A 13,330-nucleotide genomic window follows, 5' to 3' on the forward strand; every position below is an offset into this window, starting at 1 on the left:
GGTCGCGTGAACATGATTGCGGCGCAGCACGTCCAGGATCCGTGGCGTCCAGACGGGGTCCGGGCCGTCGTCGAAGGTCAGCGCGATGGTACGGGACTTGACCCGGGCGGTATGCGGAGAGGTGGCGGCGTCCGCGATCACCGGGCCACCGTGGACCACCTGGGTGGGCACCGTGTCGTTGCGGCCACGGGCGCCGGTCACGCTGTCCGAGGTGATACCGAACATGTGGTGGGTGTAGCCCTGCAGCAGCAGGGCCGTCGACAAGGTCACCGCGAACACACTCAGCAGCAGCCAATGGGCGCGAGGTGTGATCTGGCGGATGCGGCTGCGCCGACGGGGACGAGCGTCGTGGCGTCTTCGGTTGATCACGTCAGTGGGCCTTGGGTCACTTCACGGGGTTGTGGGACGAGCCGACCGCGCGGCCCTTGGAGTGGGGATTGGTAGTGGCGGTGGCGGTAGCGGTGGCGGATGCGGTCGGCGTCGAGGTCGGGGACGCGACACCGGTGGACGCCGCAGTAGGACCGGGTGCGGCCGCCGCAGAGGCGGCGGAGGCTGCCGACCCGTCGGTGGAGCCGGGGGCTTTCTGCGTCGGCGTGGGGCGAGAGTTCGTCTGCGCCGCGGCAGGACTCTCATTCCTCGCGGAGTGGTCGGTGCCGGAAGAGGCGTCGGGAGAGGTCGCCCGGGGCGTGTGCGGGGAGTCCGGTTGCGGGACGAACGGGGCGTTGAGGGTGGGGCCGCCCAGCAGGGCGCTGATCAACAGGGCCACGTAGCCGCCGGCGGGGATCACCAGCAGCCGGGCGGCGCGCAGCACGCGACGCTGGCGTCGCCCCGAGGAGTCGACGAAGACGGGCCGAACCGACTCGCTCTTCGGCGCACCCGGTTCTGGTGCGGGAGGGCCGGACGGGTCGAGTTCTGGAGGCGGCACGGTGAGCACGTCGCCATGGGGAGCGTCCCACCCCGTAGTGGCAGGGTGTGGCCCGGCGGCGTAGGGATCCGTAGCGATGACGTAGAGATTCGGCCTGGTGGTGTAGGGGTCCGTCCCCTCCGCAGAGACGTCTTCATGCATCGGGGTTGTCCGCTGCGCGAGTTGTTCCAGGTCCCGAGGCGTCGTGGCTGTGTCAGTGGTGGCGCTGCCGCCGTGCTCGTAGCCGTAGGCATCCGCGTGCCCGATGCCGCCGTACGGGTCCTCGCCGTACGACCTGCCGCTTTCGTCCGTGCGCTGCACGAGTCGTGCTCCTTGTCCTGGCCGACCGACACAGTCGCCCGCATAGACAGAGCGAACTCGACCAGAAGTGTTACACCTGACCTCCGAGCATTGAACGAATCGATTGAAAGGGATGAGTCGGTCGGCAAAAGGGGCCAACGCGGCGACGGAGTGAGGAGGGCTTCCGCCGCTCCCCCGCACACGGCTCGCTGCGGCTGTTGTGCCGGCTCGCGACGGCGGGCGTATCCGCACCCCCCGGGACCGGCGGCCCCGACGAGGACCGCGACCCCGCCTGACGTCGATCCCCCTGACGTCCCGTCTGAACCACCGTCGGTGCGAAGCGCGTGGGGCTGCCGGAACACTTCACCCCGCCGGCCGACTGACGCAGGCGGGTGACCGGTCACCGGTCGCGGATCGGGTCACCGGCCGCCGTGCGCGTGGTGCGGCAGCCGCTGGTTCAGCCGGCGGGCCGCGCGATCGTTGAGGGCGCTGCGTGGAAGGCATGCGCGTACTTCGTAGCCGATTCGTGACGCTGGCAAATGCCCTCTGTTCGACGCCGCCCCCGGCCACCCTTGACCGACGGGCCGTGCAGTCGGATGTCGGGGCGGCCGGCCGCGCGGCCCGGACTGCAGGCAGGTGGCCAGCGGCGAGCGGTCAAAGTTGAGTGAGGTCAGTCAGGTTCAGTGAGGTCGGACAGCCGCCGCCCCTGCCTCGAAGAGCTGGCCTGGGCGCATCACGTGGCAGTGGCGCCCATCTTTCTCTTCAGTGTGCGGGGTGGCTCGGCCGCACACCGGACTGCAACGGGCGACTAAGACTTGTCCCGTAACTGATCTTCGACTGCAGCAGGTGGATCCCCTGCACTCGGGAGCTCCGAGCCATGCGACCAGAGTGGGTTGTGTAGGTGGCGGCGCCAAGCATGGCGTGGACGGCGTCGTCCTTGATGTGGTAGCCGCGAGGGAACTTAGGCTTGGGTCGCGCTGCTGGGCACTTGCTGGCTGAAGCTGCTGCTCGTGGAGGAGCGGAGTCTCAGCTGTTCTGGATGCGCCGGGCCGCAGCCACGAGTTCGGCAGGCAGCGCGGGACCAGCACACGCGTGATCAATCAGCAGGTCCCGGTACGAGTCGTTCGGCAGATTCGGCGCCAGTTCGATGAGTTCGCTCAGATCGGCAGGCGAGCCGGTCAGTCGTGCACGGTAGGCAGCCCCGGCCGCGCGAAGTGAGAGCTCAGTCGGCTCGTACCTCATCCCCTGATCGATCAGCCGGACCGCAGAGGTGAAGTCGCCCTGCTCAGCACGCACATCGGCCAGGTCGAGGTAGAGCGACCAGTTGGCCGGTTCTAGGGCAAGAGCGCGCTCGAACGCCGCCACGGTCTGCTGAACATCACCCTGCTTGCGCCACGTGCCCGCTCGCACAACCTCCGTCAGCATGATCCGTTCAACGGAGTCTGCCTGGTCGCAGAGGGCAAACGATGCATCGGTGAGACCGCATGCCCGCAGCAGGATCGCCATCTTGGCCAACGCCTCCGGCAACGGCTGACGGGCAGAGACCACGTCGATGGCTTCGAACCAGGGCCGAAATCGTTCCCGCATGCTTTCGGTGTCCAGATCATGGCCATAGTCCATCGTCCGCATCGCGGCCTCGGCCAGCGCATCGGCACTCACCACACCGAGAAATCGTTCATCGCTGAACCAAGGGGCTTCGGCCCAGGCGATGTCGGGTCGCACACCCGTGACCGATCCGATCGCCAGCGCCGCGCCGTCCATGTCGTCCTGAAGGAAGCTGATGTACGACTGCGCCAGTACCGTCCTCAACGAGTCGGCACCCTGAACGACCTCGGCCAGCTCCGACGACTTGTCCCTCCACAACTCGGCAAGAACCGTATAGGGCTCGGGGTTCTCAGGTGCGGAGGCGATGGCACCCGCCAGATAGTGCACGGCTGCTGATGGGCTGCCCCCGCAGTGCGCCATCACCCGCGCGAGACCTACTCCAGCTGCTACCGCCCGATTCGACATCGTCCGAGGGTATCCCTGGCCCGAACTCTGTCGGCCGTCCCCCCTGGCTCGCTGGACACGATGCCATGACCTGCTGTCCCGCTTCTGTTGAACCTCCGCGTTGGCACTTGGAGCAAACCCCGTCAGTGGCAGATGGCACGCTTACGGCGTGCTGATTGAGGGATACAACAGCGGCCCGCTGGTCGCCGGAGAGCCACTGGTAGACCGTCCGGGCTTCTGGTCGAACCACCTGTGGGGCCCGTGTTGTCGCGATGCGGGTGCCGAGCCCGAGTGGTTCGGCGATGACGGAGCTGATGTCGACGCCATGTCCGACCTGCTCATGGACCCGGAGCGGTGGCCGGTGTTCCGGATGCCGGTTGAGAACGGGTACGAGGCCGTGGTGGTCTACCGCAATCTTGTCGGCGACTACGGAGTCGACTACATGTTTACGCATCCGAGCTGGAGCAGCGCCCAGCAAATCGCCAGCTGGGACGGCGACTTGCATGGGGACACACTGATGTGGCGTGAACTCATCCGCATCGTCGACAGTCCGAGCTCAATAGCCGAAGGGATCGAGGACCCAGCTGCCCGTCTCCTGCTGCTTCTTCCCTTGCTCACCGACCATGCCCTATCGGACGAGGCAGTTGCGACGCTTACCGCCGCTCTGATTGCGGTAGGAGCCTCTCAGGACACCGCCCCGACCACTGCACAGCACCTGCTCGAGCACTCAGCCGGGAGCGCGTGGCATGACCCCACGTGGGGCTCGCCCCTCAGTGGTAGCTCAGGCCCTCCTAGCCCTACCGTAAGCGGAGTCCTGGCGCGCCTGGGCATCACCTGAGAGCACTCGATCCATTCCTCCGCACCTCAAAGACCAGCCCGTCTGCACTTACGGCTCCGCCAAGACCGTCCACATCCACAGCGGTAGAGCCGAGTGGAATGATCACTGTGGTCGTCGCCGCCCGAAGCAGCCACGACAGCGCCGTCACTCGTCGAAGGACAGATCGATGTCCGGTCGGCAGACGGCGCACGGGTCCAGGCCCTCGCGCAGCGCAGCGAGGGCATCGTGCGCGTCGACCTGGTGGGCCGGACCGGCGTCGACGTCGCAGGCGCCGATGTGCAGGGTCAGCCGTGCCGGTTCGTTCTCGCCTCCCCGCTCGACGACCTTGAAGGCGGGCCTGTGATCGCCGGTGGAGGTCGGCAGCGAGGTGGGGCGCGGCGGCCTCGCCGGCGGCGGCGGTGCCGGCGCCGGTGCCGGCCGCTCGGTGGGCTGCTGCTCGCCCTCCGCCTGCTCGAGGGCCTGGGCGACGGTGTCGCGCTGCAGCCGCAGGAAGATGCCGACGGTCTCGTTGTCGGTGACCTGTTCCTCGAGCCAGGCCAGGATGACGCGCAGGCGCGCGGGATCCGGTGGCAGCTCGCTCATGGGGGTCATTCTTCCGCGTGGCGCCGGTAGGCGCGGCGGCCCTCGAGGGCCTGGGCGATCGTGTCGCCGTACCAGCGGCGCGCGCTCGGAGTGGTCGTGCGGCTCAGGCCACCGTCCCGAGCCGCACGTGGAATGGCCAGCGCAGTTACCGCCTGACGTCGAGCTCGGTATACATACCTGCGGCGTAGTGGCCGGGAAGGTTGCACACCAGCTCGTACCGGCCGGGCTCCAGCGTCACCGTGGACCAGCCTGTCGCACCGGGGGCAATGCCGTCCCCGCTACCCGTGCCGCAAGTCCGCGAGGCTTCGCCGAGGCTGCCTGTCTCGGCAACTTTGCCGTTGGAGCCGACGGCACGCTCCCCCACAACCTGGCCCGCCGGCAGCGGCAAGACGACGACCTCGTGCGTGAGCGCACCCCTGTTGGACACCCGCAGTGTCACCTTCCCGGCCGAGACCGTAGATGGGTGGGCCACCAAGCGCATCATGCCCATGCCCTGCCAGGCCGGACGGCCACCCGTCGGCGTTGGCCCGCCTGGGCCACGCATCATGCGCCCCATGTCGTCCACCGTCACGTCCACCACGCGAGCTACCGACGGGGGTGCACTACACCGTGTGCCCTGTGTGGATGCGGGTCTCGTAGCGCGGAATGCGCCGGTGGCGGCTAGGAATGCCGTCGTGGCGAGGCCCAGCACCAACGCGGCGGCCATGGCGATCAACAACCACATTCCTCGGCGGCGGCCGGTGATCACGAGTGCTCCCGCAGTACTGTGAGACGGCGTCGGTACTCGTCCTCGTCGATTTCCCCGCGGGCAAACCGCTCAGCAAGCAGGGCCTCAGCTCGCTGGCTCCCCCCTCGGGGTTCGCCGGAGGGCGGTCGCGTGCCGGGCTGCTGATGGTGATGAGTGCCGGTGAGGTAGCGCACAAGTGCGATGACTCCGGCGATGATCAAGGCCCAGAACAGCACCAGGAACACCGCCATGGCGAACCAGCCGCCCCACCCCCATCCGCCGTCGTACCACATCATGCCGATCACGTCCCTCGGCTGGTGGCCCCGTGAATTCCAGCGTGGGCCAGCGGAGCGTCGGCGGAGTAGGGCCGTAGTTCCCAGCCAGGGGGCCGGACGACCCCATGCGGCGGCTCAAACCTCTCCGGGAACGCTGCCGACAAGGGCATGCCCGCCCGGGAGGACACTCGCCCCGTGCCCTATCACAGGGCCCATCACGGGGCAGAGTCCGCCGGTGTGTTGCGCTGACGGCTCGGGCCGGGTGGAGGAGCCGGATGCAAGGGTTCCTTAGGGCCGTTCACGCACCTGAGCAGGTGGAACGCGTGACCGACAGCAGCGTGATCACCGTGCGTATTCACTCAAAAGGGTCACGTGAAGGGGCGGCGGTGTACGTGTGCGGGTCGCATGGGACGGGGCGCCCACGCAGAGGAGTGCCCCGGAAGGAGACATCATGTTCCGCCACTCGATACGAACGCTTGTGGTCGGCCTGTGCACCCTGACCGCCGCGTCCCAGGCTGCAACAGCCGTGGCGCTTACCCTGCCGGGTGATCACCACCAGGCCACGTACGCCGCCACCCAGACTCTCCGCTCGCAGACCCTCTCCGACCTGACGACCGCCATGGAAGGGGAGGCGTTCGCCTACGCCTCCTACAACCTCTTCGGTACTCAAGCCGACAGCCAGGCCTACCCGACCGTCGACGAGCTCTTCCGCACCACGGCACAGACCGAACTGAACGAGCACCTGCACGAGGCGGCCACCCTGGCCGGTGTGGTCGGCACGAACGCGGCCAACCTGCGCCAAGCCATCAACGGCGAAACCTACGAGCACCAGGTCATGTACCGCCGCTTCGCCGACCAGGCCCGCAACGACGGAGACCTCGAGGCCGCGAAGCTGTTCACGGAGATCGCCGCGGACGAGGGACGCCACCGCGACGCCTACCGCACCGCGCTGACGGTCCTGACCACCGGCCGAGGCACCATCCCGGCGCCGCCGAAGGCCGACACGGTGTCGGTCCCCGCCGGACTGCCGAAGGTGAAGGCCGCCCGCACCCGGGCCAACCTCGACACCGCCATGCACGGTGAGGCGCTCGCACACGCCAAGTACATGCTCTTCGCCGCACGCGCCCAGCAGACCGGCAATCCTGCGCTGGCCCACCTGTTCGAAGGGACCGCCGGGGTCGAACTGCACGAGCACTTCGCCGGCGAAGCGGTCCTGGTCGGCCTGGTCAGCGCGACGAAGGACAACCTGAGCAGGGCCATCGCTGGAGAGCACAACGAAGCGACCATCCTGTACCCCGGGTTCGCCAAGCGAGCCACCGCCGTCGGCGACACCGCCGTCGCCGGCTACTTCCGCGACACCGCCGCCGACGAGGCCAAGCACGCCACCGCCTTCCAGCAGGCACTCGACCAGCTGCACTGATCCTGGTCGAAGGAACGCCCGGCCGGTCGACGTCGCATGGCCCGGCCGGGCTGCCACGTCACCCCCTGGAGCCAGATCCGCTTGTTGAGAAACGGCCATGCCAGAACGCCTTCACGCCGGAGTCACCGATGCGGTACACGTCCGCCGCGAAGCCGCCGCGGGAAGTGGTCTCACTTTTGGCATCGCCGTCGCCGCGAACACCGACGCCTTGCCACCCAACCGGTCGCCCGCGACGACCTCCGTACCGTCCGCTGCAATGATCGACTCGTCGTTGACGGACCAGGGGCCCTCGGTGGCCGCGCGGGCAATCCGTGCGTCCTCATCGAGTTGGACGCGCAGCCACTCAATCACCATCTGCCGCTGCATCCGCGACGGCGCCAGCCGGGAAAGGGCACGACGGCACAAGGGCCAACCGCACAAGGCCGGGCACGGCGCCGGCGAGGGCAAGGGACGGAACTCGGACGATTGACGGCCCTGGCGGCGCGTCGGGGCGCTATGGCGTCAGACGACGTCAGATCCGTTAAAGCAATTGGCACGAGTCCTCGGCGATGACACGTATATGGGCGACCACTACATCCCGCGCAAGCACGGCCGTGGCCGCACGCCTGGAGGCGAAGCTGTGTCAGCCTCGGCCTGCGGTGCCGTCGTCTGAAGTCGCCCAGGCGGGTCGGGCGGGCGAGGCCGCCTGCCGCGGTCGCCGTGGCAGGCCGGAGCGCAAGTGGGAAGCAGGGGCGGCGCCCGGCCGCGTAAGCGCGGACATGGGGGCGCGATGCCCTGCGCTTTGCCCTGGGCCGGCGGTCGTCGAGCCGCGTTGTGGCGTGAAGTGGGCCACCTCGCTCGGGGGCATGCCGAGCAGACGCGCGGCATCACCCTGGCTCACGTGCAGCTTGTCTACGAGCTCGTGAACAGCTGCGGTGATCGCCTGATCCTCGGCGGCGACCGCGGCCCCCCGACGGTGCCGCGCTTCGGCCACCAAATCGAGCACGGGCGCGAGTTCGGGCACCACCATGTTCAGGACGATCACCTCCGGAGGCACCCCGACGGCTTCAGCGACCAGGCCGCGCGCCAGGTCCTCCGCACCTTCCAGCGTGCGGCACTGGGTGTGGAGGTCGAGGCTGGGAATGCCGACGGCCCACCATCGGCCGATGCGGCGCAGGAGGACTTGGAATTCGTCGCGGGGACTCATGGGCTCTGCCTCCTCTCCTTCTGGGGCCGTTGCTCACAGACTGACACACAACCCCGCGAACTCCGAAAATCGTTCGACCGTGAACGGATCGGGTGCAGGCGTGGTCAGCCAAGGCACAGTCCGAGCAGACAGACCTCCGTCGGCGATGTCGATACCCGTGCGGGGCCTGTCTGGGACGTACCCGAATCCGTGCGGTCGGTGGGCGCGGGCGTCGACGGCTGTTGCGCCGTTGTATCGGAGCGGTCGGGAGCTCTGTCGCCGGCAGACGGGGCGGTGCTCTGCGGCTGTCGGGTCGGCGTCGCTGCCGGGCGGGAAGGCGCGGACGGCTCTAGCCGGTCGATCGGCGGCGTCGCGCGGGGCGAGACCGCGCGGGTCTGCGCTCGCGAGGTATTGGTCCTCGTCGGCGGCCGCGGCCGGGAAGGGGCGTGTGACGACCGATGAGTGCGCTGATCGGTCACTGGCGCCGAGACCGAACGATTCTGCTCGGGCGTCTGCTCCTCCACTGCGCCGCTGCTCTGGTCGTCCGGCGCCGTGGCTGCCTCGGCCCGGTCTGCGGAGGTCCGGTCCATCATGGCGACGGTCAGGCCGCCCCCGACGAGTGCGACAGCGCCTGCGACCGCCGCCCGGCGCTTGTTCTTCTTCCAGCGGGCCAGCTGGCGCCGGCGTGCCGCACGCCCCTGCCGCGCGGGCGGCAGGTCCTCAACCTCGGCGGTAACGTGCGGGGCCCCGTCAGTGGCAGCGTTGGACTCCGCGTCACCGTCGAGGAATGTGTCATGCCACGTGTCGGCGGTCGCAGTGTCCCGGTGAGCAGTTGTGGCCGGTCCGGCGCTTGCGCTCGTCAACTTCGGGGCCGACCTGCTGCAGCCGTCGGCGGCGTGCGGGTCTATGTCTGGGGCGTAGGCGCCGCACCCGGGGCACACCAGGGCGCCATTGAGATGCCGACGGCATGAGGTGCAGTAATTCATCCGCGGTCTTCCGGCCTTTCTGGTTCGGCGCGCCGTCGGCCCGCCTGAGCCACGGCCTGGTCACGTTCGCACATGTAATCGAGCAGCCAGCAACGCTAACGAGGCTCCCGAAACGCTATGTGCAGCATGTGTGATGCTCCTGCGCGGATTCCTTGTGTGGAGACGGGATAGTTGGAGGTATCCGCGCCGGATCCACTTGCGGCGGTGACCCGCGCCACTCTCGCTAACCAGCCGCAGCGGCTCCAGCCGAGGGCCGCTTCCTCGACAGGTATGTCGGTGGGCTTCTTTGGTTACAGCCCGCAGGATCCGCGGTCGAGGTGGAAGTATCGGGCGTTGGCCCAGCGGCACAGCCGGATGCCGGCGGTGACGCCGACGATGGTGACCAAGGCGGGCAGGTATCCGCTGGCGGCCTGGACGATCGGGATTGCCGGGCATCCACCTGAGATCGCCCAGCCCGTACCGAACAGGACCGCGCCGGGGATCACGCCGGCGTGGATGCGCCCCGGGGTGCGGCGGACCCGCAGCAGAGCGAATGCGCACACGATGATTACGACGGCGCCCGCGAAGGACAGGAGCATGCGCAGGTCTTGGAAGGTGAACATGCGGTTCAGCTCGGCGTAGTCGCCGAAGCCGATGTTGGAGACGGTGTAGCCGAGCGTCAGTCCGGTGATGATGTTGGCCAGCAGGAGCGCGCCCCGAGTACGCATCAGATCACCTTCCACAGCAGGAACGACACCGCGACGGCGGTGGCGAAGAACACGGCGGTCGCGACGAGGCTGACCGGGCGTAGGCGGCCGCATCCGTTGAGTCCGTGGCCGGAGCTGCACCCGCCGGCCAGCCGAGTGCCGAAGCCGACCAGCACGCCTCCGACGAACAGCAGGACGATCATGGTGGTTGGATTGGCGGTGACCAGGTTCTTGAATCCCGGGCCCATGTCGAAGCGGAGGTGGAACCGCCCGGAGGTGACCGCGGCAATCAATCCGCCGAGGAAAATCGATATCAGCAGGGCAGCCTGGGTGGCCAGCGGGGCCGGGCCCGGGGCTGTTACCGAGGTGTCCTCGCTTGCCGTTGGTTCGACTTCCGTTTCGAGCTGCTGGGACGTCCCGTGCGGGCTCGGCGGCACCGCGGGCGCGGCGGGGCTGGTGCCGAAGTGCTCCGCTGTAGCTGCGGCGAGAGCGTCAACGAGAGCACGCTCGTCGGTGAACTCCTCGTCCATCTGCTCGAGCCGGCGCTCCCTGCGCCAGTGCAGCACGCGATCCCACGCGGACGACACCCCGAAAGAGCGGTCCGTGGTGAGGGCGTAGTTGATGGTGACCAGAGCGAGCCCGGCAGCGCCGGCCCACCAGGGCCAGTAGTTACTCATGCGGGGCCTCCCATCCATTCGGTGAATCGGGCCCACCATCCGCGCTTCGTGCTGGGCGCTTGCCGCGCGTGTTGGGAGGGGCGGTCTGGAGGCTGGGGAATCTGTAGGGGTGGTGACGGTTGGTGATGCGAGACCGGTATCGGTGGAGATGCCGCCCCGAACTGAGCCACGGTCTCCGGTGCCGCGGTCACGGGTACATGCGGCTGAGGTAGCTGGGCCGGCGCTGACTGCGACCAAGGCGCGCTCTCCGCTGACCATGGATCGTGCGGTGGAGGCGGGGCCTGCTGGGATCTCTGCTCTGGGTTGGCGGCGCCGTACCGGTCCGCCTCGGCCGCGTCTTCGAGGTGTCGCGCGCGGGCCCCGTTGGGCAGCAGACTGATCGGCACGCGCTCACCGGTGAGCGACAACTGGTAGCGCGCACAGCCGAGCCACTGATCCTCGCTGTCGCAGTAGTAGTCACGCCAACCTTGCAAGCTCGCCCTAAGCAGCGGGAAAAGGGGGCATCCTACGGCGTGCGAGCAACCCACGTTGCTCCCTTCCGAGCGGCCCACACCACCCATTCGGTGAGGGCGGTCGCCGTTCTCGAAATCTTGCCCTCGCCGCGCCCGGTCGACGATCTCAAAACGACGCGATGACGGCCTGTCACACTACGGAGCTGTGCCTCCCTTCTTCGACCGGGCGTGATGGAACCATTGATTCGGCGTCCCAAGCAACCTGAAGGAGGAATCCAAGCGTGACTGCTGGATATCGCTAAGTGAGATATACCGCACCGCGCTTACGTTTCTTTTTGTCGCTCATGTCAGGATTTTCCCGCCCGAAACGCGAGCCTACTTGGAGCGTGATTGGATCTCAGGGCTAGCCCTCGCGCCAGCCGTAGGGCAGTTGTTTGTAGAGCCGGTGCGAATATGGGCGCCAGTCGTGGCGAAATTGTGAATTTTGCTGTGACGAAACTGTTGCTTTGCAAGTCGTAGATGAAGACGCTGATGCGGGGAAATCATGTGCCAACGTGCTGTCTGTCCGTCGTGCGGGAAGGTGACCTATGAGGGCTGCGGGAGACATGTAGAGCAAGTGCTCGCCGGCGTTCCAACACTTCAGCGGTGCATGTGCGAGTCGACGGAGCGCAGTCATGCACGCGCAGCCGAGGGGGTGACTCGATCGGGGACGGTGCCGGTCCGGCCGGGTGAGTCGGCGCGACGCACACATATTCCTCGACGCTCAGACAGTTCACCGAGCCGATCGAAAGATGGCTGGTGGGCCCGGCTCCTCGTTTGGGCGAAAACGCCGGCATGAACCGGAACCATCCACCACACGGGCCGTCATACGCGCTGGTCACGGGCGCCAGTCGTCGCGGTAGCCGGGCCGGTCCACGTAGGGCAGGGCGAGCATGCGCAGCAGGTCGTCCCAAACGCCACCTGTGGGTGGCAATTCCGTCCGTCGGACGTGGTTCCCGCGCACCTCGAACTCGTACAGCAGCCGCTGCTTGGCGTCGACCTCGCGCATCACCCGCACCGGATCATGCTCCACGATATGCAGGGCATCCGCCGTCGACGCGAACACCGACGCCTTGCCACCGGACCGGTCGTCCGCGACGACCTCCGTACCGTCCGCTGCAATGATCGACTCGTCGTTGACGGACCAGGGGCCCTCGGTGGCCGCGCGGGCAATCCGTGCGTCCTCATCGAGTTGGACGCGCAGCCACTGGATCAAGTCATCCATGACGTTCACTCTGCGCCGGTAGACGCGTCAGCGCTCGACGGCCTGGGCGACGGTGCCGCTGTACCAACGGTGTGCGCGGATCACGTCGTCTATGTGCAGGGACGTTGCGGCCCCGGGGGCCGCTCGACGGCCGTGCGGTCGACGTGATCACGGAGGAACACGGCGACGGTGGCCGCGTCATACGTCTGCTGTTTCGTCGAGCTCGCGTGAGGGCTCACCGCGTCTCGATCATGCGAGCGCGCCTCCCACCCCATCGTGTCGCGAAGTTGCGGGGTGGGAGACGCGCGCGGCGTGGACAACCGGCAGCCGGAGTTCGCGACCGCGTGGCGTCACGCCCAGCCTGACCCGGCAGCACGACGGCGGCCACCCGGAGCAGCCATACGGGGAAGGCAGCACGATGAAACGCCCCCGCATAGCCCGCGCCAAGCCGGAAGCATGCGCATTCGACCTCGCGAGCGAGGCCGAAGCTATGGCTTAGTCATGGGGCCGCCCTCGCACGATTGCAGTCGTTGGGGTGGCCTGCCATGGAGGGTTAAGTAACCTTTAACTACAGGCGCCGAAGGATAGCTGCAGAGGCTAGTGACGGCGGGCGATACATCACACGGCAGGCTTCCGTGATCATCAAGGACGTTGGGTTTTTCCTTAGCATCCTAGGGATCATTCTTGTGGTTGCCGGCGTCGTCTTTCTAATTACCGGCCGAGGTTCTGTCAAGGTGGAGAAAGGGGCGGCACTTATCGGCCTAGCGATAGGAGCAGTCGGCCTTTGGCTGCAAGTTCACCCGCCTGGACAGAAGTCCCAGGAGCTTGGCAGCTTGGATCAGCTCACCCAATACTGTCAGTCCAAAGGATATGCGAGAACCAGCTATCCGCGAGACGTTAAGTACGTTAAGGACTGGCAGTGCGTCGGGCCGGGAAAAACGGCGACATACATCACTAACCATGGATATCTGAAGTGGGATGATGCGTGCGCATTCGAGTACGGTCTCGGCGCATATGCCGTAGGTACAGACGCCTGGGACACGGCCTTCGGCGTGAAATGCATGAAGTGAATCTGGCCTTGCAGGG

At 67.6% G+C, this 13,330-nt stretch carries 14 protein-coding genes; 3 read left to right on the plus strand and 11 right to left on the minus strand.

The genetic code is table 11. The features are described from left to right. The 3 genes from ABZ904_RS13570 to ABZ904_RS13580 form a co-directional block, all read right to left on the minus strand. Positions 1 to 270: polysaccharide deacetylase family protein (locus ABZ904_RS13570; RefSeq protein WP_361823115.1), on the minus strand; the 270-nt coding region annotated here is incomplete at its 3' end. Between the two features lie 115 nt (positions 271 to 385). Continuing rightward, positions 386 to 1,225 carry a hypothetical protein gene (locus tag ABZ904_RS13575; protein ID WP_361823117.1) on the minus strand — a complete coding sequence of 280 codons (840 nt, stop codon included), beginning with the start codon at positions 1,223 to 1,225 and terminating at the stop codon, positions 386 to 388. A gap of 1,005 nt (positions 1,226 to 2,230) precedes the next feature. Next, positions 2,231 to 3,136, minus strand: coding sequence for a tetratricopeptide repeat protein (locus ABZ904_RS13580; RefSeq protein WP_361823119.1), 906 nt, complete (start codon positions 3,134 to 3,136; stop codon positions 2,231 to 2,233). Positions 3,137 to 3,362: 226 nt separating this feature from the next. Here ABZ904_RS13580 and ABZ904_RS13585 point away from each other — a divergent pair, with 226 nt between their 5' ends. Then, positions 3,363 to 4,031 (plus strand): hypothetical protein, encoded by a 669-nt coding sequence (locus ABZ904_RS13585; protein WP_361823122.1) that lies wholly within the window; start codon positions 3,363 to 3,365, stop codon positions 4,029 to 4,031. A 144-nt stretch (positions 4,032 to 4,175) separates the two neighbouring features. Here the strand turns inward: ABZ904_RS13585 and ABZ904_RS13590 are convergent, their stop codons facing one another. The 3 genes from ABZ904_RS13590 to ABZ904_RS13600 all read right to left on the minus strand — a co-directional run bounded on the left by ABZ904_RS13590 (position 4,176) and on the right by ABZ904_RS13600 (position 5,636). Continuing rightward, positions 4,176 to 4,613: a DUF6233 domain-containing protein gene (locus ABZ904_RS13590; RefSeq protein ID WP_359410321.1), complete on the minus strand. Its 438-nt coding sequence runs from the start codon at positions 4,611 to 4,613 to the stop codon at positions 4,176 to 4,178. Between the two features lie 145 nt (positions 4,614 to 4,758). Further along, positions 4,759 to 5,085 carry a sulfocyanin-like copper-binding protein gene (locus tag ABZ904_RS13595; protein ID WP_360995984.1) on the minus strand — a complete coding sequence of 109 codons (327 nt, stop codon included), beginning with the start codon at positions 5,083 to 5,085 and terminating at the stop codon, positions 4,759 to 4,761. Between the two features lie 272 nt (positions 5,086 to 5,357). Then, entirely contained in the window at positions 5,358 to 5,636 is a 279-nt protein-coding gene (locus tag ABZ904_RS13600) for an SHOCT domain-containing protein (protein WP_361823126.1), read from the minus strand. A 430-nt stretch (positions 5,637 to 6,066) separates the two neighbouring features. Here ABZ904_RS13600 and ABZ904_RS13605 point away from each other — a divergent pair, with 430 nt between their 5' ends. Further along, positions 6,067 to 7,035: a rubrerythrin family protein gene (locus tag ABZ904_RS13605; protein WP_359410324.1), complete on the plus strand. Its 969-nt coding sequence runs from the start codon at positions 6,067 to 6,069 to the stop codon at positions 7,033 to 7,035. A gap of 111 nt (positions 7,036 to 7,146) precedes the next feature. Here ABZ904_RS13605 and ABZ904_RS13610 read toward each other — a convergent pair whose 3' ends face one another. From ABZ904_RS13610 to ABZ904_RS13630, 5 genes are all read right to left on the minus strand, one after another. Next, on the minus strand, positions 7,147 to 7,389 hold the full coding sequence (locus ABZ904_RS13610) for a DUF6221 family protein (RefSeq protein ID WP_361823129.1): 243 nt from the start codon (positions 7,387 to 7,389) through the stop codon (positions 7,147 to 7,149). Between the two features lie 268 nt (positions 7,390 to 7,657). Then, entirely contained in the window at positions 7,658 to 8,221 is a 564-nt protein-coding gene (locus ABZ904_RS13615) for a hypothetical protein (RefSeq protein WP_361823132.1), read from the minus strand. 1,255 nt (positions 8,222 to 9,476) lie between these two features. Further along, on the minus strand, positions 9,477 to 9,893 hold the full coding sequence (locus tag ABZ904_RS13620; RefSeq protein ID WP_359410327.1) for a YeeE/YedE thiosulfate transporter family protein: 417 nt from the start codon (positions 9,891 to 9,893) through the stop codon (positions 9,477 to 9,479). After that, on the minus strand, positions 9,893 to 10,549 hold the full coding sequence (locus ABZ904_RS13625; RefSeq protein ID WP_360995994.1) for a YeeE/YedE thiosulfate transporter family protein: 657 nt from the start codon (positions 10,547 to 10,549) through the stop codon (positions 9,893 to 9,895). The genes ABZ904_RS13620 and ABZ904_RS13625 overlap by 1 nt, the downstream gene beginning before the upstream one ends. Positions 10,550 to 11,878: 1,329 nt before the next feature. Further along, positions 11,879 to 12,265, minus strand: coding sequence for a DUF6221 family protein (locus ABZ904_RS13630; protein WP_359410329.1), 387 nt, complete (start codon positions 12,263 to 12,265; stop codon positions 11,879 to 11,881). Positions 12,266 to 12,879: 614 nt separating this feature from the next. Between ABZ904_RS13630 and ABZ904_RS13635 the strand changes: the two genes are divergently transcribed. Next, the gene (locus ABZ904_RS13635) at positions 12,880 to 13,314 is read left to right on the plus strand and encodes a hypothetical protein (RefSeq protein WP_361823136.1); all 435 of its coding nucleotides are present in this window, start codon (positions 12,880 to 12,882) and stop codon (positions 13,312 to 13,314) included. The last annotated feature ends 16 nt before the right edge of the window (positions 13,315 to 13,330 follow it).

This window comes from Streptomyces sp. NPDC046900, assembly GCF_040644975.1.
In the GTDB taxonomy this organism is placed as follows: domain Bacteria; phylum Actinomycetota; class Actinomycetes; order Streptomycetales; family Streptomycetaceae; genus Streptomyces.